This window comes from Sphingopyxis indica, from assembly GCF_032879645.1.
Taxonomy (GTDB): Bacteria; Pseudomonadota; Alphaproteobacteria; order Sphingomonadales; family Sphingomonadaceae; genus Sphingopyxis; species Sphingopyxis indica.
Window position 1 is genome coordinate 1,350,427 of sequence record NZ_CP076394.1, and the last position, 21,209, is coordinate 1,371,635.

Annotated in this window: 16 protein-coding genes; 14 read left to right on the forward strand and 2 right to left on the reverse strand. The window is 63.9% G+C overall.

What is annotated here, in order from left to right:
• The first annotated feature begins 26 nt into the window (after positions 1 to 26).
• From KNJ79_RS06440 to KNJ79_RS06505, 14 genes are all read left to right on the forward strand, one after another.
• Positions 27 to 539, forward strand: a complete 513-nt coding sequence (locus KNJ79_RS06440) for a S26 family signal peptidase (protein WP_317153275.1) — start codon at positions 27 to 29, stop codon at positions 537 to 539.
• 61 nt (positions 540 to 600) lie between these two features.
• Complete coding sequence (locus KNJ79_RS06445) at positions 601 to 2,394, forward strand: DUF3363 domain-containing protein (RefSeq protein WP_317153276.1); 1,794 nt, start codon at positions 601 to 603, stop codon at positions 2,392 to 2,394.
• 96 nt (positions 2,395 to 2,490) lie between these two features.
• A complete protein-coding gene (locus tag KNJ79_RS06450) occupies positions 2,491 to 2,835 on the forward strand; it encodes a hypothetical protein (RefSeq protein ID WP_317153277.1) in 345 nt (114 codons plus the stop codon).
• A gap of 243 nt (positions 2,836 to 3,078) precedes the next feature.
• On the forward strand, positions 3,079 to 5,064 hold the full coding sequence (traG, locus tag KNJ79_RS06455) for an IncP-type conjugal transfer protein TraG (protein ID WP_317153278.1): 1,986 nt from the start codon (positions 3,079 to 3,081) through the stop codon (positions 5,062 to 5,064).
• Positions 5,061 to 5,471, forward strand: coding sequence for a ribbon-helix-helix protein, CopG family (locus KNJ79_RS06460; RefSeq protein WP_317153279.1), 411 nt, complete (start codon positions 5,061 to 5,063; stop codon positions 5,469 to 5,471). Before traG ends, KNJ79_RS06460 begins: the two co-directional genes overlap by 4 nt.
• Positions 5,468 to 6,448 carry a P-type conjugative transfer ATPase TrbB gene (gene trbB / locus KNJ79_RS06465; RefSeq protein ID WP_317153280.1) on the forward strand — a complete coding sequence of 327 codons (981 nt, stop codon included), beginning with the start codon at positions 5,468 to 5,470 and terminating at the stop codon, positions 6,446 to 6,448. The genes KNJ79_RS06460 and trbB overlap by 4 nt, the downstream gene beginning before the upstream one ends.
• A gap of 13 nt (positions 6,449 to 6,461) precedes the next feature.
• Positions 6,462 to 6,794 (forward strand): TrbC/VirB2 family protein, encoded by a 333-nt coding sequence (locus KNJ79_RS06470; RefSeq protein WP_317153281.1) that lies wholly within the window; start codon positions 6,462 to 6,464, stop codon positions 6,792 to 6,794.
• Positions 6,791 to 7,063: a VirB3 family type IV secretion system protein gene (locus KNJ79_RS06475; RefSeq protein WP_317153282.1), complete on the forward strand. Its 273-nt coding sequence runs from the start codon at positions 6,791 to 6,793 to the stop codon at positions 7,061 to 7,063. The genes KNJ79_RS06470 and KNJ79_RS06475 overlap by 4 nt, the downstream gene beginning before the upstream one ends.
• Complete coding sequence (trbE, locus tag KNJ79_RS06480; protein WP_317153283.1) at positions 7,057 to 9,513, forward strand: conjugal transfer protein TrbE; 2,457 nt, start codon at positions 7,057 to 7,059, stop codon at positions 9,511 to 9,513. Before KNJ79_RS06475 ends, trbE begins: the two co-directional genes overlap by 7 nt.
• A 2-nt stretch (positions 9,514 to 9,515) precedes the next feature.
• A complete protein-coding gene (trbJ, locus tag KNJ79_RS06485; protein ID WP_317153284.1) occupies positions 9,516 to 10,229 on the forward strand; it encodes a P-type conjugative transfer protein TrbJ in 714 nt (237 codons plus the stop codon).
• 50 nt (positions 10,230 to 10,279) lie between these two features.
• Positions 10,280 to 11,578 (forward strand): P-type conjugative transfer protein TrbL, encoded by a 1,299-nt coding sequence (gene trbL / locus KNJ79_RS06490; protein ID WP_317153285.1) that lies wholly within the window; start codon positions 10,280 to 10,282, stop codon positions 11,576 to 11,578.
• 4 nt (positions 11,579 to 11,582) lie between these two features.
• On the forward strand, positions 11,583 to 12,422 hold the full coding sequence (gene trbF / locus KNJ79_RS06495) for a conjugal transfer protein TrbF (protein WP_317153286.1): 840 nt from the start codon (positions 11,583 to 11,585) through the stop codon (positions 12,420 to 12,422).
• The gene (gene trbG / locus KNJ79_RS06500) at positions 12,419 to 13,234 is read left to right on the forward strand and encodes a P-type conjugative transfer protein TrbG (RefSeq protein WP_317153287.1); all 816 of its coding nucleotides are present in this window, start codon (positions 12,419 to 12,421) and stop codon (positions 13,232 to 13,234) included. The genes trbF and trbG overlap by 4 nt, the downstream gene beginning before the upstream one ends.
• Complete coding sequence (locus KNJ79_RS06505) at positions 13,231 to 14,439, forward strand: TrbI/VirB10 family protein (RefSeq protein WP_317153288.1); 1,209 nt, start codon at positions 13,231 to 13,233, stop codon at positions 14,437 to 14,439. The genes trbG and KNJ79_RS06505 overlap by 4 nt, the downstream gene beginning before the upstream one ends.
• A gap of 99 nt (positions 14,440 to 14,538) precedes the next feature.
• On the opposite strand, the gene KNJ79_RS06510 is transcribed toward KNJ79_RS06505, so the two are convergent.
• Entirely contained in the window at positions 14,539 to 18,162 is a 3,624-nt protein-coding gene (locus KNJ79_RS06510) for a hypothetical protein (protein ID WP_317153289.1), read from the reverse strand.
• Positions 18,162 to 21,209: a hypothetical protein gene (locus tag KNJ79_RS06515; protein ID WP_317153290.1), complete on the reverse strand. Its 3,048-nt coding sequence runs from the start codon at positions 21,207 to 21,209 to the stop codon at positions 18,162 to 18,164. The genes KNJ79_RS06510 and KNJ79_RS06515 overlap by 1 nt, the downstream gene beginning before the upstream one ends.

The window sequence follows — 21,209 nt, forward strand, 5'->3', positions numbered from 1 at the left end:
TTGAACGGGCGGTTCAAAGGGTCCGCATGAGCGATCCTGCCGTTCGTTTGAAAGCCGCGGGCACAATGTTGCTCATTGGTGCATTATTGCTCCAGCTGGTGTGGTGCCCGGCGCCGCGGCTGGTGTGGAATGTGAGTAACAGCGCGCCAAAGGGGCTCTATTTTGTGCGTCCGGGGGCTTCGCATAGTGTCGGCGACATGGTCGTCGCAAAATTGCCCGACCCATGGCGCGGATTGGCGGCCCACCGTCACTACCTCCCCCGCAATGTGCCGTTGGTAAAGCGCGTTGCGGCCATTGAGGGCGACGAGGTCTGCGCGCGGGGGCGGCGTGTTTTAATTAACGATGTGCCCACGGTGCTGCGCTTCGCGCGCGATGGTGCGGGACGTGCGCTGCCGTGGTGGCGGGGCTGCAGGGTTCTGCACAGAGGCGAGGTCTTCCTTTTGATGAGCGCCCCTGCTTCGTCATTCGATGGTCGCTATTTCGGGGTGATGAAGGGGGGAGCCGTAGTGGGGAGGGCGACGCTTATCTGGCCCGCGTGAACGCATCGCCGCCGACTGGCGGAACGGCGAGCTTTTTACCGAAGTCGGCGACCATCATGCTGTGAAGATCAAGCAGCAGAACGTTGAGAGTCCAATCATGGGAAGCAGCGGCGGAGTCTTCGATCCAATTCTTGGCCGAATAGGCGACACGCGGCACCGAAAGAGCGGCAAATATCTCGGGCGGATTCTCGCAGCGTCTTCCCGCGCGGGGCCGAAGGCAAAATGGAACGCCCAATCCTTTACAGGTAGCCGCATAGGGCGGGGAGCGCCGATCGGCCGCCTCTTGGCGAGCCGGGGGGCGGGGGCGGCGCGCCTCGTGCGCCGGACAACCGTCATCGTCGTTGCTCCGAGAATGGCCGGGCGGGGGGAGGCGGCCGCAAGGCATCATCTGCGATATATCCAGCGGGACGGAGTTGCCCTGGATGGCGGTCCAGGTGAATTATATTCCGCATCCGAAGAACACGTAAACGGCCGCGAGTTTCTCGATCGCTCGGTCGACGACCGGCATCAGTTTCGCGTCATCCTGAGCGCTGACGAAGGAGATCTCTATGATGATCTAAAGCCGCTTGTGCGACGTTTCCTGAGCCAGATGGAGATGGATCTGGATACCGAGCTCGACTGGGTGGCAGCGGACCATCACAACACGGGTAAGCCGCATAGCCACATCGTCATCCGGGGCAGAGATGATCGTGGTGGCGACCTGATCATTGCCCGCGAATATCTGAAAGAGGGAATGCCGGAGCGCGCGAGCGAGATCGTAGCGCTTGACCTTGGGCCCAAGTCGGAGCTTGAAATCGCGGCGCGCCGTCGTCTCGATGTCAGTCAGCAGCGAGTAACCGAAATCGATCGAGTTCTGCTGCGTGATAGGGAGCAAGGCAATGCGGTGGCGTCCACCGCCAGCAATTCCTTCGAGCAAGCGCGGCGAGCTGGGCGCTTGCAGATGCTGAAGCGATTTGGTCTTGCCGAAGAAGTGCAACCGGGACGATGGCACATCGAACCCGATATCCACAAAATCCTTACGGTCATGGAGCAGCGCCATGACATCGCCGAGCAGCTGCAGCAGGATCTGTTGAGGCGGGGAAAGGATGGTCTTGCCCGCGATCATGTGGCCCACGATCAGGCGGCGCCGCTGGCTGAAGTCTTGGTCGGCCGTCTCGCTCTTTGCAATCAGGTTGCCGAGCATCGTTGTCAGCACTACCTGCTGCTCGAAGCTGTCGACGGTCGCCAACATTATGTCACATTCGACGGCGGCAACCGCGTGGCAGACCTGCCGGAAAACTCGATACTGTGCGTTTCGCCGGCGGTAGGCGAAGGGCTGGAACCCGAAGTCGAAATTCTCTCCCCGGTTCCGCTCAATCGGTTGGTTGAGGTTGAGGCGGTGACGTGGCTCGATCGGATGCATGCAGCTGAAACGACAATAACGTGCCGCGAGAGGGCGTTTGGCAGCGAGGTACTGGACGCGATGGAACGGCGGCGTTTGTGGCTCATCGAGCATCGATGGGCGGACAATATCCGCGAAAACCTCATATATCGCGAAGATGCATTTGCCGAGCTGAGGCGCAGGGAAGTAGCGCGGCTGGGGAGCGCGATCGCCGCCGAGAGGGGCACTGACTATCCTCCTCTTTCGCCACACGACCGTTTTACAGGCGTGGTAGCCCGCAAGCTCAGCAGTGAAGGCGGCCAATATATGCTCGTCGAACGCGCGCGCCAATTTTCGCTTGTGCCCTGGAGCGCCCAACTGGAAGCCAGCATCGGGCGCACCATCAGCGGTGTCGTGGGCGAAGATGGCATCGGCTTTGCCCCCTTGCGGAGCCCAGGCCTCGAAGCTCCGGGGTTGGACCGAGCGACGAGCTGATAAGCCAACGATTGTTCACCGGCTTTTACTTTCGCGCTCCCTCATGTTCGTCGCAACCATGTTGCCGAGAAGGAGGCAAGGCGCCATGGCGCGGTGATGCAAGAGATCATCGAAATATATCGCCACTATAATGGGCTTCTCGGCGGCCAAAGCATTCCATCCGATACGCTCATGCACGTGCATGGCGGTATGATCGTCCTGTTCGCCGCCCGCGTTGTAACCCGGCGGTCCCTTGCGAGCTGGACACCTTTTCTCGTTGTGCTTGCCGCCGCATTGGCGAAGGAAGCCGCTGACCGGGTCGCCTACGGTGCCTGGCGCATGCCCGACAGTCCGCTCGATATCGCCAATACGATATTCTGGCCCCTCGTCCTCATGATAGGGCTGCGCTGGCGCAGCGCCCACCCCACGCACGCGTCCAGGCGGCGGGCGGCAGCTCGTTGATCTGGGCTGGATCGCGAGTGTCTGGCGGACCGCTAAGGTGCACCCGAAGGAAATGATCCTCGGCCTTGCGACTCGACTGGAGATTCCCGGCATTTATCGCTCTTGACTCCGAGAGGGTAATCGGACTCGGGAATTTCTGCGTCGAGACTCCAGCTTCCTGCGTCGAAACGACACTATGAAAGAAGAAGACAGGCGGCGATTCTCATGAGGTGAACCCGGTGATGCGGCCGGGAGGAGAGCCTCATGACTTCAACCCGGATACGTCTTGGACGAATAGTTCTCGCGTTCATCATCATCCTTCTCGGACCATGGGGTGCGACGCAATGGGCGGCTGCGGCACTCGGGCACCAGCCTGAACTTGGTTCGGCCTGGTCACATCTTGGAAGCGAGCCAATTTACCCCCCCTGGGCCATCTTTGCATGGTGGTATCGCTTCGCAGCATATGCGCCGGACGTCTTCAACACGGCTGGAATTATGGTGGGCGCGAGCGGGCTGGCCGGTTGCAGTGTCGCGATGCTTGGGTCGCTGTGGCAAGAGAGCGCAGGCAGCAAACTGACCACTTATGGCTCCGCGCGCTGGGCGGACGAACGCGATATTCGACGCGCTGGACTTCGCGCTGAAGATGGCATCTTCATCGGCTGCGCAGAGGGCAAATATCTGCGCGACGATGGACCTAAGCACGTCATGGCCTTCGCTCCAACCCGGAGCGGCAAAGGCGTGGGGCTCGTGGTGCCGACTCTCCTTGCCTGGACCGGAAGCGTCGTCGTCCATGACATAAAGGGTGAAAACTGGGACCTGACGGCAGGATGGCGGTCGCATTTTACCCACACATTGCTGTTCAACCCTACCGACCGCCGTTCGGCAAAATATAATCCGCTTCTCGAAGTCCGCCGCGGGGATCATGAGGTCCGTGATGTTCAAAACATCGCTGATATCCTCGTTGATCCCGAGGGCTCGCTTGAGCGGCGGAATCACTGGGAAAAAACATCGCACTCCCTGCTTGTCGGCGCGATTTTGCATGTGCTTTACGCTGAAGCGGACAAGACGCTCGCCGGGGTTGCTACCCTGCTTTCGAACCCCGACAGATCGTTTGCCGCGACGCTTGAGGAGATGATGAGGTCCAATCATCTCGGAACCCCCGGCCACCCGCGGGTGCATCCTGTGGTTGCCTCGGCGGCTCGCGAGCTTCTCAACAAAAGCGACAATGAACGCAGCGGGGTGCTCTCGACTGCCATGTCGTTCCTCAGTCTCTACCGGGACCCAACCATCGCCGAAGTCACCTCGCGAAGTGATTGGCGGATCGCGGATCTCGTGGAATCTGAGAACCCTCTTTCACTCTATCTGGTCGTACCTCCGTCGGACATCTCGCGCACCAAGCCTCTTGTTCGTCTCGTTCTCAATCAGATCGGACGCAGACTGACCGAGAAGCTCGATGATCACCGTTCGATCGCGCGCCGCCACAAGCTTCTGCTCATGCTCGACGAGTTTCCGACATTGGGTCGTCTCGACTTTTTCGAGACCGCGCTCGCCTTCATGGCAGGCTATGGCATTCGCGCCTTCTTGATTACGCAGTCGCTCAATCAGGTCAGCAAGGCCTATGGCGAGAATAATTCAATTCTGGACAACTGCCATGTCCGCGTCGCCTTTGCCACTAACGATGAGCGCACGGCCATGCGGATTTCCGACGCGCTCGGGACCGCGACCGAGCAGCGAAAGATGCGCAACTACGCCGGACAGCGATTTGCGCTTTGGTTGACCCATGTCTCGGTCAGTCGCCAGGAGACGGCGCGCCCGCTGCTTACTGCCGGGGAGGTCATGCAACTCCCGCCCGACGAGGAGCTTGTCCTCGTGTCTGGGATGCCGCCGATCCGGGCGAGGAAGCTGCGATACTTCGAGGATTCCAACTTTACATCTCGGGTTGTGGATCCTCCGGCGCTTTCCCCGGCGAACTATACCGATTGCCCGCCGCCGCGGCCGGATGACTGGCGTAGCGACGTGCGCGACGACAGACGCTGTGTGGAAGCAGGGGCAGGGATAACGGCATTGCGGCCTCGCGATCGCGAGGAAGCACCGGCGCCCGCAGTCGATCTTAGCGTTCCGCCACTCCGGTCGTTCACCTCCACCCAAGGCCCGCTAGGCTTCGATGACGACACCCATATCGCGGTTCGCACGGCGCTTGACGCAGAAAGACCTGCGAGCGCGAGCGACAGGAAGGGAAAGGTCTCGTGAGCGGGGCTTCGGCAGCACGGCTGCGCCATCAATTTGTCCTCGATGCCGAAATTGTCGAACGTCTCGAGGCGCTGACCGCCAAACCCGGGGTGAGCAAGTCCTCGATTGTCCGCGAGGCGCTGAAGGAGTGGATGAACCGCGAAGCCGTGCCGGTGCTCGATTCCCGTTTTGCGCCGAGACTCAACCAGATATCGCGGCAGCTGGAGCGGATCGAGCGAAACGGGAAGATCGCTCTTGAGGTGCAGGCCTTGTTCGTGCGCTATATGCTGGCTTCGATTCCTCCGGTTCCCGAGAATGACGCAGTGGCCCGCGCACAAGGCCGCGAGCGTTTCGAAGCCTTTACGCTGAAGGTTGCCGAGGCGTTCTCGCGCGGCGGCGGAAGCTTCGATTCGGATACCGGGCTATGAACAGCGCCGCCGTCAGCGGGCGCCGTCGCCAGATGCTGCAGTCGGCATTCGGGCCGGATATTTCCGCCTCACTTGCCGATGAACGCGTCGTCGAAGTGATGGTCAACCCCGACGGGGCGCTTCGCCTCGATGTGCTGGGCGAGGGGTGCATCGACACCGGCGTGCGCTTCGAGGCAGAGCAGGTCGAACGGATCATCCGGCTCGTCGCGACGCAGGCGCGCGGCGAAATCCGTATCGACATTCCCATCGTCAGCGCGGAACTCCCGCCGCACGAAGCGGGGTCAGGCGAGCGCTTTGAGGGGGTGATGCCGCCGGTTTCGAAGGCACCCTGCTTTTCGATACGCAAGGCCGCCGCCCGGATCTTCACGCTCTGCGATTACGTCAGGACGGGCATTTGCAGCGCGGATTGCGCGCGCATCCTCTCGCAGGCGGTCGCCGAGAAGCAGAACATTGTCGTAGCGGGCGGGACCAGCTCGGGGAAGACGACCCTCGCCAACGCACTTCTTGATGAGATGGCGGGGCGCGATGAGCGGATCATCGTCATCGAAGACACGCGCGAACTTCAATGCCCTGCGCCGAACCGCGTCGAACTGAGAACCTGCGCCGGAAGTGTCTCGATCGCTGACCTGGTCCGTTCGACGCTTCGTCTGCGGCCCGACCGCATCATCGTCGGAGAAGTGCGCGGAGGCGAGGCTCTCGACATGCTCAAAGCATGGAACACCGGTCATCCGGGGGGCATTGCAACGCTCCACGCGAACAGCGCCCTGTCCGCCCTCGTGCGTCTCGAACAGCTTGTGCAGGAGCGGGTGACCGTCGTGCCGCGCCACCTGATCGCCGATGCGATCGACATCGTCGTGTTCATCTCGGGGCGCGGCCTGGCGCGGCGCATTTCCTCCGTGGCCAAGGTCGAAGGCCTCACCGCCGACGGCCGATATCGCCTGGATGAACTCGCCCTCGAAGCAAGTGATCAGCCGTGAAGGAGAGACGATCATGTCATCAGCTGATTTTGTGAAGGATCTCAAAGTCCGTGCCGTTCTGCTCGTCGGCGCGGCCGGCGCTGCCGCCGTTTCTGCACATGCCGCGGGATCGGGCATGCCCTGGGAGGAACCGCTTCAACAGGTTCTCGAGTCTGTTCAAGGTCCGGTCGCCAAGATCGTGGCGGTCATTATTATCATCGTCACCGGTCTCACGCTCGCGGTCGGCGAAACGGCCGGCGCATTCCGGCGGCTCATCCAGATAATCTTCGGCCTCAGCATCGCCTTTGCCGCTTCGAGCTTCTTTCTGGATTTCTTCAGCTTCGGCGGCGGAGCGCTGGTGGCATGACGGGCACCAGTGATCACGCCGAGGGATTCGAAGTGCCGCTTCACCGAGCGCTTGCCGAACCCATTCTGCTCGGCGGTGCGCCGCGGGCTGTTGCCATAGCGAATGGTACGCTCGCAGCCGCGCTGGGTCTCGGTCTTCAGCAATGGATCGCTGGTCTCATTGTTTGGGGTGCAGGACACACGATCGCGATGCTCGCGGCGAAGCGCGATCCTGATTTCGCGCGCGTTTTGGTTCGCCACCTCCGCCAGCGCGGGCAGCTGACATGCTGAAGCTCGGCGAATACAGAAACCGTGCCGACCGGCTGGCCGATCACCTGCCCTGGGCGGCGCTTGTCGCGCCCGGCGTCGTCCTCAATAAGGATGGCAGCTTCCAGCGCACAATGACTTTCCGAGGCCCCGATCTGGAAAGCGCGACCGAAGCCGAACTCATCGCGACCTGCGCTCGCGCCAACAATGTTCTCAAGCGCTTCGGATCGGGCTGGGCGTTGCATATCGAGGCGGACCGTCGCCCCGCGCCAGGTTATCCCAAGAGCCGCTTCCGCGATGCGGCGTCCTGGCTCGTCGACGAAGAGCGGCGCGCGGCCTTCGAACAAGCGGAAGCGCATTACGAAAGCCGTTCCTATCTGACCCTTACATTCCTGCCGCAGCCCGACCAATCTGATGCCGCGGAGCGGGTTCTGATCGATCGGCTCGACGCACCAAAGGGTCGCGACTGGCGCCAGGCGCTCGAGACATTTCTCGCCGAGACGGGCCGAGCCTTCGATCTCTTCACCGACTTCATGCCCTCTGTTCGCGCGCTTGATGACGGCGAAACACTTACCTTCCTTCACGACTGTATATCGCTCTGCCGGCACAAGGTCATGGTTCCACACACGCCCATGTACCTCGATGGACTGCTCGTGGATACGCCGCTGGTCGGCGGCCTGGAGCCGATGCTCGGCGATCAGCATCTGCGCACTCTGACGATTTTGGGTTTTCCTAATCTCACCCGACCGGGCATTCTTGAGGCGCTCAATCATCAGGACTTCGGATATCGTTGGGTCACCCGGTTCATCGCGCTCGACAGGGCTGCAGCGACGAAGGCCCTCACCAGCTTGCGCCGCCAGTGGTTCAACAAGCGCAAGTCAGTGACCGCGCTCCTGCGCGAAGTTCTTTATAATCAACCCGCCCAGCTTATCGACAACGACGCGGGCAACAAGGTCGCGGACGCCGATATGGCGCTGCAGGCATTGGGCGGCGATCATGTGGCTTTCGGCTATCTCACCACCACGATCACGCTGTCCCACACCGACCGGGCCCGCCTCGATGAAAGGGTCCGCGCCGTCGAACGGATCGTAAACGGTCTTGGTTTCGCCAGCATCCGCGAGAGCGCCAATGCCGTCGAAGCCTGGCTCTCAAGTTTGCCTGGGCAAGTTTACGCCAATGTTCGTCAGCCTGTCGTTCACACACTGAACCTCGCGCATCTGATGCCCCTCTCGAGCGTCTGGGCGGGGCCGGAGAAAAATGAACACCTCGACTCCCCGCCGCTTCTCTACGCCAAGACGAGCGGCTCGACACCGTTCCGACTGAGCACGCATGTCGGCGACGTGGGGCATATGCTGGTGACCGGTCCCACGGGGGCCGGGAAATCGGTGCTGCTGGCAATGCTCGCATTGCAGTTCCGGCGCTATGATGGATCGCAGATCTACATTTTTGACAAGGGCAATTCGGCGCGCGCTTCGGTGCTCGCGATGGGGGGCTCGCACCACGTTCTCGAACTCGGCGGGGGAGGGCAGGACGGATCTCTTTCGTTTCAGCCATTGCGGCACATCGATCAGCCGGGCGAGCGCGCCTGGGCAGCCGACTGGATTGCTGCCCTTTTCCTCCACGAGGGCGTCCACCTCACGCCTGAGGCAAAGGATTTGCTTTGGTCCGCCCTCGGCAATCTCGCGACCGCGCCCGCCAACGAACGAACCCTGACGGGCCTGTCCTTGCTTCTGCAATCTTCCGCCCTGCGCATGGCGCTTGCGCCCTACGTGCTGGAAGGCAGCTTCGGCGGAATGCTCGACGCCGCGAGCGACGAGCTTGCAATCGCGGACGTTCAATGTTTCGAAACCGAGGGCATTATCGGACACGCGGGCCTGGCGGCGCCCGTGCTGAGCTATCTCTTTCACCGGCTCGACGCCCGCTTTGCCGGCAGGCCAACCTTGCTCATTCTCGACGAGGCCTGGGTTTTTCTCGACAATCCCCTATTCGCCGCCCGCATTCGTGAGTGGCTGAAGGTACTGAGAAAGCGCAACGTCTCGGTCATTTTCGCGACGCAGAGTCTCGCCGACATCGAGACTTCTTCCATCGCCCCGGCGATCGTCGAAAGCTGCCCACAGCGGATATTCCTGCCCAACGACCGGGCTATCGAACCGCAAACCCGCGCCGCCTATCAGCGCTTCGGCCTCAACGAACGCCAAATCGAGCTCATCGCGCACGCCATACCCAAACGGCACTATTATCTGCAGTCCGCGCGCGGAAATCGTCTGTTCGAACTTGGGCTCGGCCCGATTGCCCTTGCCCTTGCTGGAGCATCAGACCCGCAGAGCCAGGCGCTTATCGATGGCCTGACCGGATGCGGAGAGGATCCGACCGCCTTCCTTCGCGCATTCCTGAACGCCTCAGGCCTCGACTGGGCGGGCGACCTCGTCGGCACATTTCCCAGTTCCCAGTGCAGCAGCAGCGAAGGAGAATGAAGATGTCTAAGCGTCTCTCTATGGCCCTGATAACCGCACTTTCTTGTGCGGCGTTTTCACCGCTTGCTCACGCGATACCTGTTTTCGATGGCGCGAATTACGCGCAGAACCTGTTGTCAGCCGCACGTGCACTGCGACAGATCAACAATCAGATCACGCAGCTTCAAAACGAAGCACGCATGCTGGCAAACGATGCCAAAAATCTCGCGACAATCGATTTTCCGCAGCTCGAAGCGCTGCAGGCTCGACTCGAGCTGATTGACGAGCTCATGGGAAGAGCACAGGCGATCGATTTTCGGCTCGATGATCTCGACGAGCAGTTTCGCAGCGAATTTCCCGCTCGCTTTGATCACCTCCTTACTCACGACGAGCGGCTGGCTGCGGCAAGAAAACAGCTCGAGGACACGATTGCGAGCTTTCGGCAGACTATGGCGGTGCAAAGCGGCGTCATCGAGAATGTTCGCAGCGATGCGCAGGATCTCGCAGCGATCGTTGCCAAAAGCCAGGACGCCCAGGGCAGCCTGCAAGCTGCCCAAGCAACAAATCAGCTTCTAGCGCTTACCGCACGCCAACAGTTTCAAATTCAGCAGCTCCTGGCCGCGCAGTTCCGCGACCAATCGCTCGACGCAGCGCGGCGAGGGCAGAGCGAACGCAAGGCGCACGAGCGCCTCCAGCGATTTCTGGGTGACGGCAAGGCATACACCCCGCGCCCCTAATCGCGGTTTCGCAGCGCGCCGATTCATGTGGCCAATGACGAGAGGCGTTGATGGAAGATCTCAATGTCATCGACGAGTTTCTGCAAGCGTTCATCCGCTATATCGACAGCGGCTTCGGCCTCTTGGGCGGCGACGTGGGGTTCCTCACGACGACGCTCATAGGGATCGATATCACGCTGGCCGGACTGTTCTGGGCGCTTGGCGGCGAAGACGATGTCATTGCGAAATTCATCAGGAAGATTCTCTATGTCGGCGCGTTCGCGCTGATCTTGAACAATTTTCAGCTGCTGACCGAGATTGTCTTCAACAGCTTTGCCGGGCTCGGCCTCGTCGCCGGTGGCGGCACGATCACTGCCGAGGATCTACTCCTACCCGGACGGCTCGCCGGTACCGGATTCGAGGCGGCCGCGCCGCTGTTGGAGCAGGCTTCCGAGCTCGTCGGCCCGGTCGATTTCTTCAATAATTTTGTCGAGATCGCGGTGCTGCTGATCGCGTGGGTAATCGTGCTCGCCGCCTTCTTCATCCTCGCGATTCAGCTCTTCATTACCATCCTCGAATTCAAGCTGACGAGCCTCGCCGGCTTCATTCTCGTCCCCTTCGCCCTCTGGAACCGGACAAGCTTCCTCGCCGAACGCGTGCTCGGCAATGTCGTGAGCTCGGGGGTCAAGGTGATGGTGCTGGCGGTTATCGTGGGTATCGGATCCAACTATTTCGCTGCATTCACCGGCGCGATCACCGGGAATGAGGTGTCGGTCGAGCAAGCGGTTTCACTGATGCTCGCGAGCCTCTCCCTTCTCGGCCTCGCCATCTTCGGACCCGGTATTGCTTCGGGGCTCGTCGCGGGGGCACCGCAGCTTGGTGCGGGGTCGGCGGTGACGACTACCGCGCTTGCCGCCGGCGGCATGGCGTTCGTCGGAGCGGGAGCGGCGGGCGCATCGCGCGCGCTCGCAGGGGGCGGCCTCGGCGCGATCAGGGCTGCAACTGCCGTGGGAAGCGGGGCGTCCGCTGCCTATCAAATGGGCCAGAAGAATTCGGGCTCGACGAGCATTGGGGCCGGCCTGGGCGGCGTGGCGCGCGCTGCGGGAGGGCTGGCGGGCAGCAAGGCGGGCCGCGCGCTCGGGTTGAGCGAGGCGGCTGCGAGCGGACGACAGGCGGTATCGGCCTCTCAAGGTCGCGGTGAGGTCGTCACGACCAACCACGCAGCGGAGGGCAAGGCGGCCCCGCCCTGGGCGCAGAGGCTTCAGGCCACCCAGGCTGCACGCCACCGACGGCAAATGGCTGTCCACGCCATCCGCGACGGCGACAAAGGCGGGCAGGGAATGACCCCAGATATCAAGGAAAGGGACTGAGCTTATGCGATTCAGACGCGCCCCTCAGCGCTACGGCCGAACGCCCGAGCCGGAGACACCCTATCAGCGCGCCGGCCAATTGTGGGACGAGCGCATCGGATCGGCAAGGGTGCAGGCAAGGAACTGGCGCCTCATGGCGTTCGGCGGGCTCTTTCTCGCTGGCGGCCTCTCGAGTGCTCTCGTCTGGCAGTCAGCTCAGAGCCGCATCATGCCCTATGTCGTGGAGGTCGACAAGCTTGGCGCGGCGCGCGCGGTTGTCCCCGCCGACACAGAATATGAGCCGACCGACCCTCAGATTGCGTGGCATCTCGGACAATTTATAACGCATGTTCGCTCGCGATCCCTCGATCCCGTGCTCATGCGCGAAGACTGGCTGTCCGCTTATGATTTCGTGACCAGGCGAGCAGCGCTGTTTCTGGGGGAATATGCACGCGCATCGTCGCCGTTCGCCGAAATCGGCACTCGAACTGTTTCGGTGCAGGTGACGAGCATCGTCAGAGCCTCTGACAAGAGCTTTCGGGTCAACTGGACTGAAACGACGTACGAGCGAGGCGCGCGAGTAGATAGGTCGCGCTGGACTGCCGTTTTGACCGTAAAGGTCGAGACTCCGAAATCCGCGGACGCTCTGCGACGCAATCCGCTGGGCCTTCACATCGACGGGATAGACTGGAGCCGCGAATTCGGTCTCGAGCGCGATGCGAAGCCGCCAGAAATTCCGGGGAAGGCTCGCTCGGAAAGGCGACAAAGTCTGCTCGACCGCCGCAATATTCCCCTTGGATCGCCGCTCGACCCCACATTGGGCCAGGGCAGCCGCGCGGAGCAACGGGAAAGGACGAGGCCGTGAACCGTTTATCCATTCTCTCGATCGCGACGGTCGCGATCACATCAGTTGCCGCGAACACCGCGAGCGCGAAGGCGTCGAAGACGGCTCCGGGGCTTCGCGAGCCTGCGGCCGAACGATATGTCGAGGCGGTCCAGCTCTATCCTTATGCCGAAGGTGCGCTCTATCGCCTCTTCACGGTTCCGGGGCAGGTGAGCGACATCATGCTCGAGCCGGGGGAGACCATCGTATCCCTCGCGGCCGGCGATACGGCGCGCTGGGTCGTCGGCGACACGACCAGCGGCAGCGGCACGTCGAAGCGCGCCCATATTTTGATCAAGCCACTCACTCCTGGTCTATCGACCAATCTAATCGCGGCAACCGACAGGCGCGTCTATCGGGTGCAGCTGGTGAGCAGGTCCAAAAACCCGATGATAGCGGTTCGCTGGAGTTATCCGCACAGCGACTTCATAACGACTGTCAGCCCTCGTGATGCACGCGCAGCGGATGCGCCCGTTTCCCGCGGCGTTGACGTCGCGTCCCTTCACTTTGGCTATCGAATATCTGGTGACAAGCCCGATTGGCGTCCGCTGCGCGCCTTCGACGACGGACGGCAAAGTTGGATCGAATTCCCGCCGTCGATCGCAACCAGCGAGGCACCCCCATTATTTCTCATTGACGATGAGGGCGAGGCTGCACTCGTCAACTACCGGATGACGGGGCACTTTTATGTCGTTGACCGGATTTTCAGCGTCGCGGAACTGCGGCTGGGCGGCAAGAAACAAGCCATCGTTCGGATCACGCGTCTTGCTCCAGGCAAGAGGAAAGGGCGGTGACCGATGCAGCGGATGAAGATGGGGCGACGCCGGCCAAGGTCGATCCCGGAACGCTGGCTCTGAGAGGGCGGCCGAGACGGGTTGTCCGCTTCCGGCGCGATGTGATCATGGGATTGGCAGCCTGCGCTATTGCAGGCACCGTCGCCGCGGCGTGGCTGTCGCTTCGACCAAGCGACGTCCATTCCGTGCCCAGCTCCACCGCCAAAAATCTAGCTTCAGCGAGTGCACCTCCCGAAGCGCTTGATGGGATGCCGTCGAGCTATGCCGATATGCCGCAGCTTGGACCGGCGCCGGGTCGCGCGGGTCGGCTCGCGTCTTTTGGCACCGACGGCGGGTTCGCGGTGAGCTCCGATGAGACGAGAGCCAGCGCCAGGAACGAGGAACGGGAACGCAATGGCGACGCAGAGCGGGCTGCGCGCGCGTCGGCAATAATGATCGGCGCGGCGCCTCGAACAGTTGAATATCCTGGCTTGGCCAAGGATAGCGCGCCGATCGATGGCGACATTGTGCGAGATCCCGTGACAGGTCGCCCGAAGGACGCAGATCAGCGCGCATTTGCCGTACGCGGGACGGAATCTGGCGATAGGTCATATCTCAACCCGCACCGACTTGCTGCGCCACCGTCGCCCTACCTGGTGCAGGCGGGCAGTGTGATCGCCGCTAGCCTGATCACCGGATTGAATTCCGAACTTCCGGGCCTCGTTACGGCGCAGGTCACGCAAAATGTCCATGACAGCATCACGGGCCGCACGCTACTTATCCCGCAAGGAACAAGGCTGATCGGTCGATACGACGATGACATAGCCCTTGGTCAGAAACGAGCTCTTGTTGTCTGGGAGCGACTAATATTGCCCAATGGCGCGTCGCTGGAAATCGACGACATGCCGGCGTCGGATACGCAGGGCTTTTCGGGCCTTTCCGATCGCATCGATCAGCATGAGGGCAAGGTGATGGAGGGCGTTGTGCTGGCGACCCTTCTCGGCGTGGGAACCGAAATCGGGCGGGGCGACGACGAAAGCTCCGTCGCGCGTGCGATCCGCGAGTCCGCGCAGGACAACGGATCGCGGGCAGGCGATCAACTTGTAGGCCGCAGTCTCGACATTCAGCCAACCCTAATAGTGCGGCCGGGCTGGGCTTTTCGGATCGTCGTTCACAAGGATCTGATCTTGCCTCCCTGGGACGCGGCCGAGGCGCCGCCTCGGTAGCGCGTACGGCCGGAAGGGGAAGGCGATATTGGGTCGACCGCTCAGGCGAGCGCAGGCGTTGCGGCACGGACGGGCCGACGTAATTGCCGATGATACCAACTATTCATCCGGCGATGCATGTTCGGTGCCCGTAAGCGCAACCGCTGCGAGCAGAGCCGGGATGTCCAAATCGCTGCGCGAACCATCGGGAAACCAGGTTGCGATGTCGATTGTCGTCGGGCTGGGATCAGGTCGTTTTATGACCGTGACCGACCGGCGGGTGTTCGGTCGAATCCCGAAATCATCGTGGGTCTCCTGTTCATCGAGCTCACCGACGGCTCGGATCAGCTCTTCGGGATCGTCGGGCAAGCGAGACGCTGGCACGCCGAGCCGACCCGCAATCAGTGACCGCCTGAACAGCATAATTTCCCGGGGTCGACCATCCTCCAACCGCTCGTCGAAGACGGTGGCGGCCAGCGAACTGTCGAAGGTCAACCCGCGGCGTGACAAATGGGTGGTTCCGGTCATGGCAAATACGTCGTCGACGATAACGGTTGTGGTAGCCATCCGCAGGTCGCGGCCAGCGCCGGCTCCCGGAGAGAAGAGCGCGACGCGATCTTGCGCTCCCTCGCGGAGCTGATCCATCGCCTCGAGCAACAGGTGATCCCGAATGGCCTGCAGCTTTTTGGGTGTCCCGGGCGCAAGTCGCGACGGGACGCAGATGAGCACCCGCAAGCCTTTGCGCGCCGCTAGCCGGTCGATCAGTCTGTTCAACAGATTGAGCCGGTCGTCATCCGGTCCATGCTCCAGCGCGTCGAGTGAAGGCGTTTCGATGTAAATGAAGTCCTGTGCGCGATCGAAGGCGCTCGCGAGGGCGAAAGCGCTCTCGCGAGCGCCGTGCTGACCGACAAGCAGGCGGCGGTCGAGAGCGCGCGTAACCGAATCGGTCTGGGCCCCGATGATCGATCGCAGGAACTGACCAAGCGGTCCCGCGCCGCCGGGAAGGTTGATGTCGTCGAGAAACGCCTCGAACGCGGCCTCGTTCTGACTTAGCGGAAAGGCGCTGATCGCTGCGGCGCCCAAGGCCAGCCCGGGGATGCCCTCCTGACCGCGCGCGGTCGTGCGCAGGATCGCCGCCACCGGTCCGGCATCTACGCCGGAAGGGTCGCTCGGCAACAGCGTAGCGGCCTCGGCGGCAACCGCGAGCTCGCTCTGCGCCGCAACGCTGAGCTCTGGGTCGCTGGCGCCGCTAATGATCGCGAACGACAGCCCTGAGGTGCGCTCTTGAACATATTCGGCGATCGCCTTAGCCGGCGGGCCGTCGAGCAGCACGCCAGTAGCATGCGTCTCGATCGCGGCCCTCCCGCCCGGGTGTCCTAGGTGGTGGGGCAGCAGTTCGTGGAACGAAGGCAGTCGCGGACCACCCGTTAGCGCGGCAACCGCGCTTGCTAGCGGTGCACTGGTAGTTACGGCAGCAGCGACCTCCAGCCGATCCTGCAGGGCGAAAGGCGCAGAAGAAGCGGTTGCGGCGGCACCGCCACGCTCGACGCGGTGAACGATGACACCGCCGATCGACTGCAGCCCCCCGCGCGGATCGCCACCATTCGCGGCCTCCGCAAACGGCCGGCCAAGCGGATCGGCATGGTCCGGGGTGGCAGAAAAAGCCGGCGCGGTAAGCGAGATTATATCGCCGCTGGAAAGGCGATTGACCAATGTCTCGGCTGTCCGCGCCGCAGCGGGAACTGCTTTCCGGTCGACGACTATTGGCGGGCTGTCGAGCAAGACGATCGTGGCTCCGGGGGGCACCGAAGCGGCGGGTAGCGCTGCGTTCCCGATTTCCCCCGTTTCGCATATCGCCCAGCTTCCTGCGACCACCGATGCCGGGTTGCCGGGCAGCGGAGCTGGTCGTTCGAAACGAAGGTCGGCGTAGTTGCGCGTCTGGACATCGCCGTTCGCATCGAGCCGGGCCAACTGCGCGTCGAAGGAGAGGAGGCCGCGGGCGTCGAGGCGGCCAGCGGGGAGGGTCATTACGAGCGTCGCGCGTCCGCCGCCGACGCGCCCGCCGCCGCCGGTGAGACGCGGCCGGACGCCGTTTTCGAGCGAGAAGCCGAGCGGCCACGCGCGCACCCACATGCCGTCGAATTCGGGCCCGATCTCGATCTCCACCAGCACCGCTTGGTCGCCGTCTGCATCGCCGCCACCGACGAGGGCGCGGACGCGGTAAGTGCCGGGCCGGTCGAGCGCAGCCGCTTCGCTGAGCGTCGTCGGAAACGCCGTGCTGGCGGTGGGCAGGAGCGCCGGGGTCGTGACAACTCCCGCCTCGGCATCGGCGATGCCGAAGACCGCGCGGCGCTGGCCGGGAGCGGAAAAGACGGTGTCGATGGCAGCATTCGCTTCTTCGGCGGTCGCGAGCAGCACGGGGCCGCTCGATGCGGTGCGGCTGACGTTGATACGGGTGCTCGGCCGGTTCTGATCGGAGCTGCGCCGCTCGTTGTCATCTGCCGGCGCGTCGCGGCTGGCGCGGCGCGAAATGCCGACGAGATGGCGTTCCTCGTCGACCACCGCGACGCGCACGAAATCGCGTTCGATGCCGGGGGTCGAGGGATTGCCGTCGGGCCAGAGCGTCAGCGTGGTCGCGTAGGGACCCGCAGGCAATGGCGCGATGCGCGCGCGGGGCGCATTGTCGAGCACCGGATCGTCGGGCGGGGGTGCAACCGGCGGAGTATCGAGGGGTTTGAAATCGAACGCGATCGAACCGCCGTCGGCCGCTATCAGCGTCCGATCGACCGTGGTGCCGCCGTTGCGAAGCCGGTCGTCGATGAAGGGATCGCCGAGCGGTCCTTCGTGCGCATCGACCAGGTGGGCGTGCCGGCCAGCGTCAACGGCGCAGACCAGCGGCTGGCCGCCGGAGTTGGGCAGGTCGATGACGTTGATACCGGGAGCGAGCAACTGAGGCGGGTCGCCCGGATTCACGGCGCCGACGCCGGTGCTCATCAGCCATGACCACCAGGCGGCGACCGCGCCGGGGTCGATCGCGCGGCCACGATGATCGAACGCCCAGAATTGGGCCGAGCCCGCCAGCGCACCGAGTAACTCATCCTGCGGCGCGGGCAAAGCGGGGTCGATCTTGAAGCGGCCCGGTCGCCGCAGTCGGGTCATCGGGAAGTCGCCGTCGACCAGCCCGGTCGCATTGTCGATATCGAGACCGAGCGCCTGCATCCGGCCGCGGTTGGTGGTGCCGCTGAAATTGGTGATGCCGCCGAACAGCGTAACGAGCGTGTCGTGATCGAGCGCGGGAAGGGTCGGAACCAACGCAAAGCTGCGCACGCGCGCGCGCTGGTTGGTATCAAAAGGAACAGTTGGCGGTGCGGGAGCCGCCGCACTGGTCGCGGGCGGTATCAGCCGCGCGAGATCGTGGAGCCGCTCCTCGACCTCCGGAAAGAGGCGGAACCAGGCGACAAGTTTTCCATCCTCGAACGGCCAGTCGCCATTGCCGTCCTGAAGATTGGCGATCATCGGCGAGGGTCTGGCCGGTCGTGCGATGAACAGGCTGAGCGTCCCCGTCGCAGGCGGCAGCCACGCAGTGCCGTTATTGCCCAGATCGATGGTCACCGACAGCTTTCCGCTATCATCGGGGACGGGCAGCGTGATGACGGTGCCGACGTTGGCGGGCTTGAACCACGGCCCCAAAATGGGTGCCGAGACTCCGAGTTCGAGCGGCAGGGGATCGAGCAGGATCGCCATCACATGGGTCCCATCACGGTCAGCGACGGACCCGGTCGGCCGACCGGATCGATGGCCCGCACGGACCAGGCGGATCCTGCCGGCGGCGCCGGATCGGTAGCCTCGAAGAAGCCCGAGGGCATGCGCTTCATCTCTATCGCGAGCCGCGTCGGGCGCGCGCCCGGCGACAGGCGATACAGCTCGATGCGATAGGCGCCGAGCGGCGTACCGATGAGTGCCTCAGCGTCGGGATGCGCCGCACGCAGCAGCACGTCGCCGGTGCCGAGCGCCATCGCGTCGAGGCTGGCGAACGCCGCCGGTGGCTGCGCCGGCACCGTCGAGAGGGTGACGGGGGCCGAAGGCGAGCTCCATTCGCCGATCGGGATGCTGCCTGCGGTGGGCGCGCCCGGCGGCGGGCCCGACTGGACTTCGACGACAAAGGCATAGGTTCGCCAGGGCCGCAGCGGTTCGGGAAGCGATATGGTAAAGCGCGTACCGTCGATGCCCTGCGACCCGGGGGGGATCGCGCCCGTCGCGATGACATCCATGCGCAGCGCATCGGTCACCGGGACGCTGGCGCGGCGGACGCGCCAGTGATCGGGAGTCGCGCGCCCCGGCGGGACGGCGACCGCGATCTCGACACCATTGGTGATCGCGTCGTGGTCGTAGGGCATTGGCACGAGGCTGGCGAGCGGCCCGGGCGGCGGGCCGTAATTGGGCACCGCGACCGGGATGATGTCGATATCGGACAGTTCAGGAAGCGCGCCCGACGGCCCTTCGGCGACGACGCGATAGGTGGCGAGGACGTCGAGCGAACCCGAAACGCGGTGCGTGAAGCGCGTGGTCGCCCCTTGCGAAGGGATAGGATCGGCGGTGACGCATTCGAAGGCGTTCCACGAAAAGCGATGCTTTTGATCGCGGATCGCGCCAGCGCGCGGGGCGCCCGTCGGGGTCGCGGCGATGGCGTCGGCGATGCCGCCCTGACCCCCGGCGCGCAGCGCTCCGAGCATCGTGGTTTCGTTGCTGGCGAAGACGCGGTAGCTGACGCCCGGTGCCGAGGGCCATTCGAGTTCGACGCGGGCGTAGCCGGTCGCATCGGGCCGCGCGCTATACTGCAGTTCGGTCGGCACGATCGGCGGCGCGGGCGGGCGCGGGTCGAGCAGTGTGCGCGTCGCAGGGATGCTGTCGGGCGACACGAGATTGCCACTGTCGATCCAGCGCGCGGTAACGGTGAGCGTCGTCGATGCGGCGCGGTCGAGCGGCGGCCCCGCGCGGGTGACGACCAGCACATTGTGCTGGCCCGGGTGCGATTCGATCATCATACCCGATGCGGCGAGGACGAACGACGTGGTGGTGGCCGGGGTACCGCCAACGCTGATGTCGATGTCCAGACGGTCGAGCGGGAAGCCGCCGGGGGGCAGGTCGACTTGGTTCGGGATCGGCATGCGGATAATCGCCATGCCCGCCAGCGGACCGTCAGGGATCGGGCCGCCGGGGGGCAGGGCGGGCGGTTGGTAGGCGAGTTCGACCACCGGTTGCAGCGGCGGCGTGCGCGGTTTGGCGGCGTTGGTCGCCGAGGACCATTCGCTCCAGCGGCCGAACCAGTCGCCCTGCGCAACCAGATAGGTGGCCGGCCCCTCAAGCGCGTCCCGATCGTCGATGCGCGACTGGTGCGGCACGGGATTATCTTCAGCCTCGGTCGCGACGATCGCGAAGAGATCCTCGGGCGGCGGCGTGATATTGGGGGCCGGACGCCCTTCGCCGATGACCGGGTTCAGGATGCGCCGCCGTCCGTCATCGGCGACCGCGGCGATCAGCGCGCGCGGCACCATATTGTCGAGCCGGACGCGGACGTGGCGGCGCACGTCGGGCGGCGGCGGTTCGGGCAGCCAGCCGCGATCTTCAAAGCCGAGCGGTGCCGGAGCATTGGGCCGTAGCGGCGCGACGCCGACCGCTGTGACGGCCAGCGCCGTGAGGTCGAGATATGGTCCCTCCAGTTCAGGAACGAGATCCTGATTGCGCAGGTCGTCGAATGCTGCCGCCGCGTCGTCGCGGCTTGCCCGCCGGTGCGATGCAAGCACCACGCGGTGGAGAAAGGACCATTGATCGGCTGCGTAGCGCCACAGCCCGCGGATGAAATAGCAGCGCAGCGTACCCGCGGTGCCATCGGCGTCGTCGACATCGCCGAATCCGAGCCAGTGGCCCACATCGGGATCGACCGAGGCGCCGAGGATATGTGGTTCGATCGGCAGGCTGAGCGAACCTTCGCTGCCGTCATCATAGGGCTGGGCATCGACGAGATCGAATGTCGGTAGCGACAGGTCGTGCAGCACGGTTTCGAGCCAGCGATCGAGGTCGGCTTCGATCCGCCCGATGCGGTCGAGCGAGAAACTGCCGCTCGCGGGCGGCGAGGCGCCCGGCGCGGTCTGGCCCGCCACGCCATATTGCGGCACGCGCTGTGGATTGCCCCGCTGGACGCGGTCCTTGGCCTCGGAGCGGGCATCTGGGGTGGGTTTGTAGCGGGGTGCGGGGTCGACGGGTAGACTCCACACCATTCGCAGCTTGGGATCGAGCTCGCGCAGCGCCTCGTCGCGCGAAATCCAGCGTAGGCCGTTGACCCGTCCGCGGCCCGATACGCGCACCGCGTCGATCCTCTGGCCGGCGACAACATAAGGCTCTTCGAAGCGCACGCCGAAGGGTCGAAGGCCGTTTGGGCTGTTGACCAGCGCGGCGAAGGTTACAGGTTCGATCCGTTCTCCGACCGCACTCAGCTGTGCCCAGATTGCCTGGCCGCCGACGAGATGGCCTGTGACCGGATTGTCGGGTTTGACGCTGAACGGTGCGGTGAGGACGTTGCCGAAGCTGTCGATCCAGACGACATCGCTGTGGCGCGCAAGCCTGCCGACCCGGTCGCGGCCGAGGTCCGCGCGATAGACGAACAGCGGCGTCGCGGGCAGGCCCGCGGCGGGTGCCGAGAGCGCGCGGATGTGCATGCCCTTCGCCAGGTGGGGGTCGCCGATGGCGTCGATCGCTTCGGCAGTGAAGGCCCAGGGCGGTGCGGGGATCAT

What these genes read in the sequence shown, in the direction of transcription:
- trbL (WP_317153285.1), top strand. Translation starts at nt 10,280, where the DNA reads ATGGAAGATCTCAATGTCATCGACGAGTTTCTGCAAGCGTTCATCCGC.
- KNJ79_RS06450 (WP_317153277.1), top strand. Translation starts at nt 2,491, where the DNA reads ATGCAAGAGATCATCGAAATATATCGCCACTATAATGGGCTTCTCGGC.
- trbB (WP_317153280.1), top strand. Translation starts at nt 5,468, where the DNA reads ATGAACAGCGCCGCCGTCAGCGGGCGCCGTCGCCAGATGCTGCAGTCG.
- KNJ79_RS06515 (WP_317153290.1), bottom strand. Translation starts at nt 21,209, where the DNA reads ATGATCCCCGCACCGCCCTGGGCCTTCACTGCCGAAGCGATCGACGCC.
- traG (WP_317153278.1), top strand. Translation starts at nt 3,079, where the DNA reads ATGACTTCAACCCGGATACGTCTTGGACGAATAGTTCTCGCGTTCATC.
- KNJ79_RS06440 (WP_317153275.1), top strand. Translation starts at nt 27, where the DNA reads ATGAGCGATCCTGCCGTTCGTTTGAAAGCCGCGGGCACAATGTTGCTC.
- trbE (WP_317153283.1), top strand. Translation starts at nt 7,057, where the DNA reads ATGCTGAAGCTCGGCGAATACAGAAACCGTGCCGACCGGCTGGCCGAT.
- trbF (WP_317153286.1), top strand. Translation starts at nt 11,583, where the DNA reads ATGCGATTCAGACGCGCCCCTCAGCGCTACGGCCGAACGCCCGAGCCG.
- KNJ79_RS06475 (WP_317153282.1), top strand. Translation starts at nt 6,791, where the DNA reads ATGACGGGCACCAGTGATCACGCCGAGGGATTCGAAGTGCCGCTTCAC.
- KNJ79_RS06510 (WP_317153289.1), bottom strand. Translation starts at nt 18,162, where the DNA reads ATGGCGATCCTGCTCGATCCCCTGCCGCTCGAACTCGGAGTCTCGGCA.
- KNJ79_RS06470 (WP_317153281.1), top strand. Translation starts at nt 6,462, where the DNA reads ATGTCATCAGCTGATTTTGTGAAGGATCTCAAAGTCCGTGCCGTTCTG.
- trbJ (WP_317153284.1), top strand. Translation starts at nt 9,516, where the DNA reads ATGTCTAAGCGTCTCTCTATGGCCCTGATAACCGCACTTTCTTGTGCG.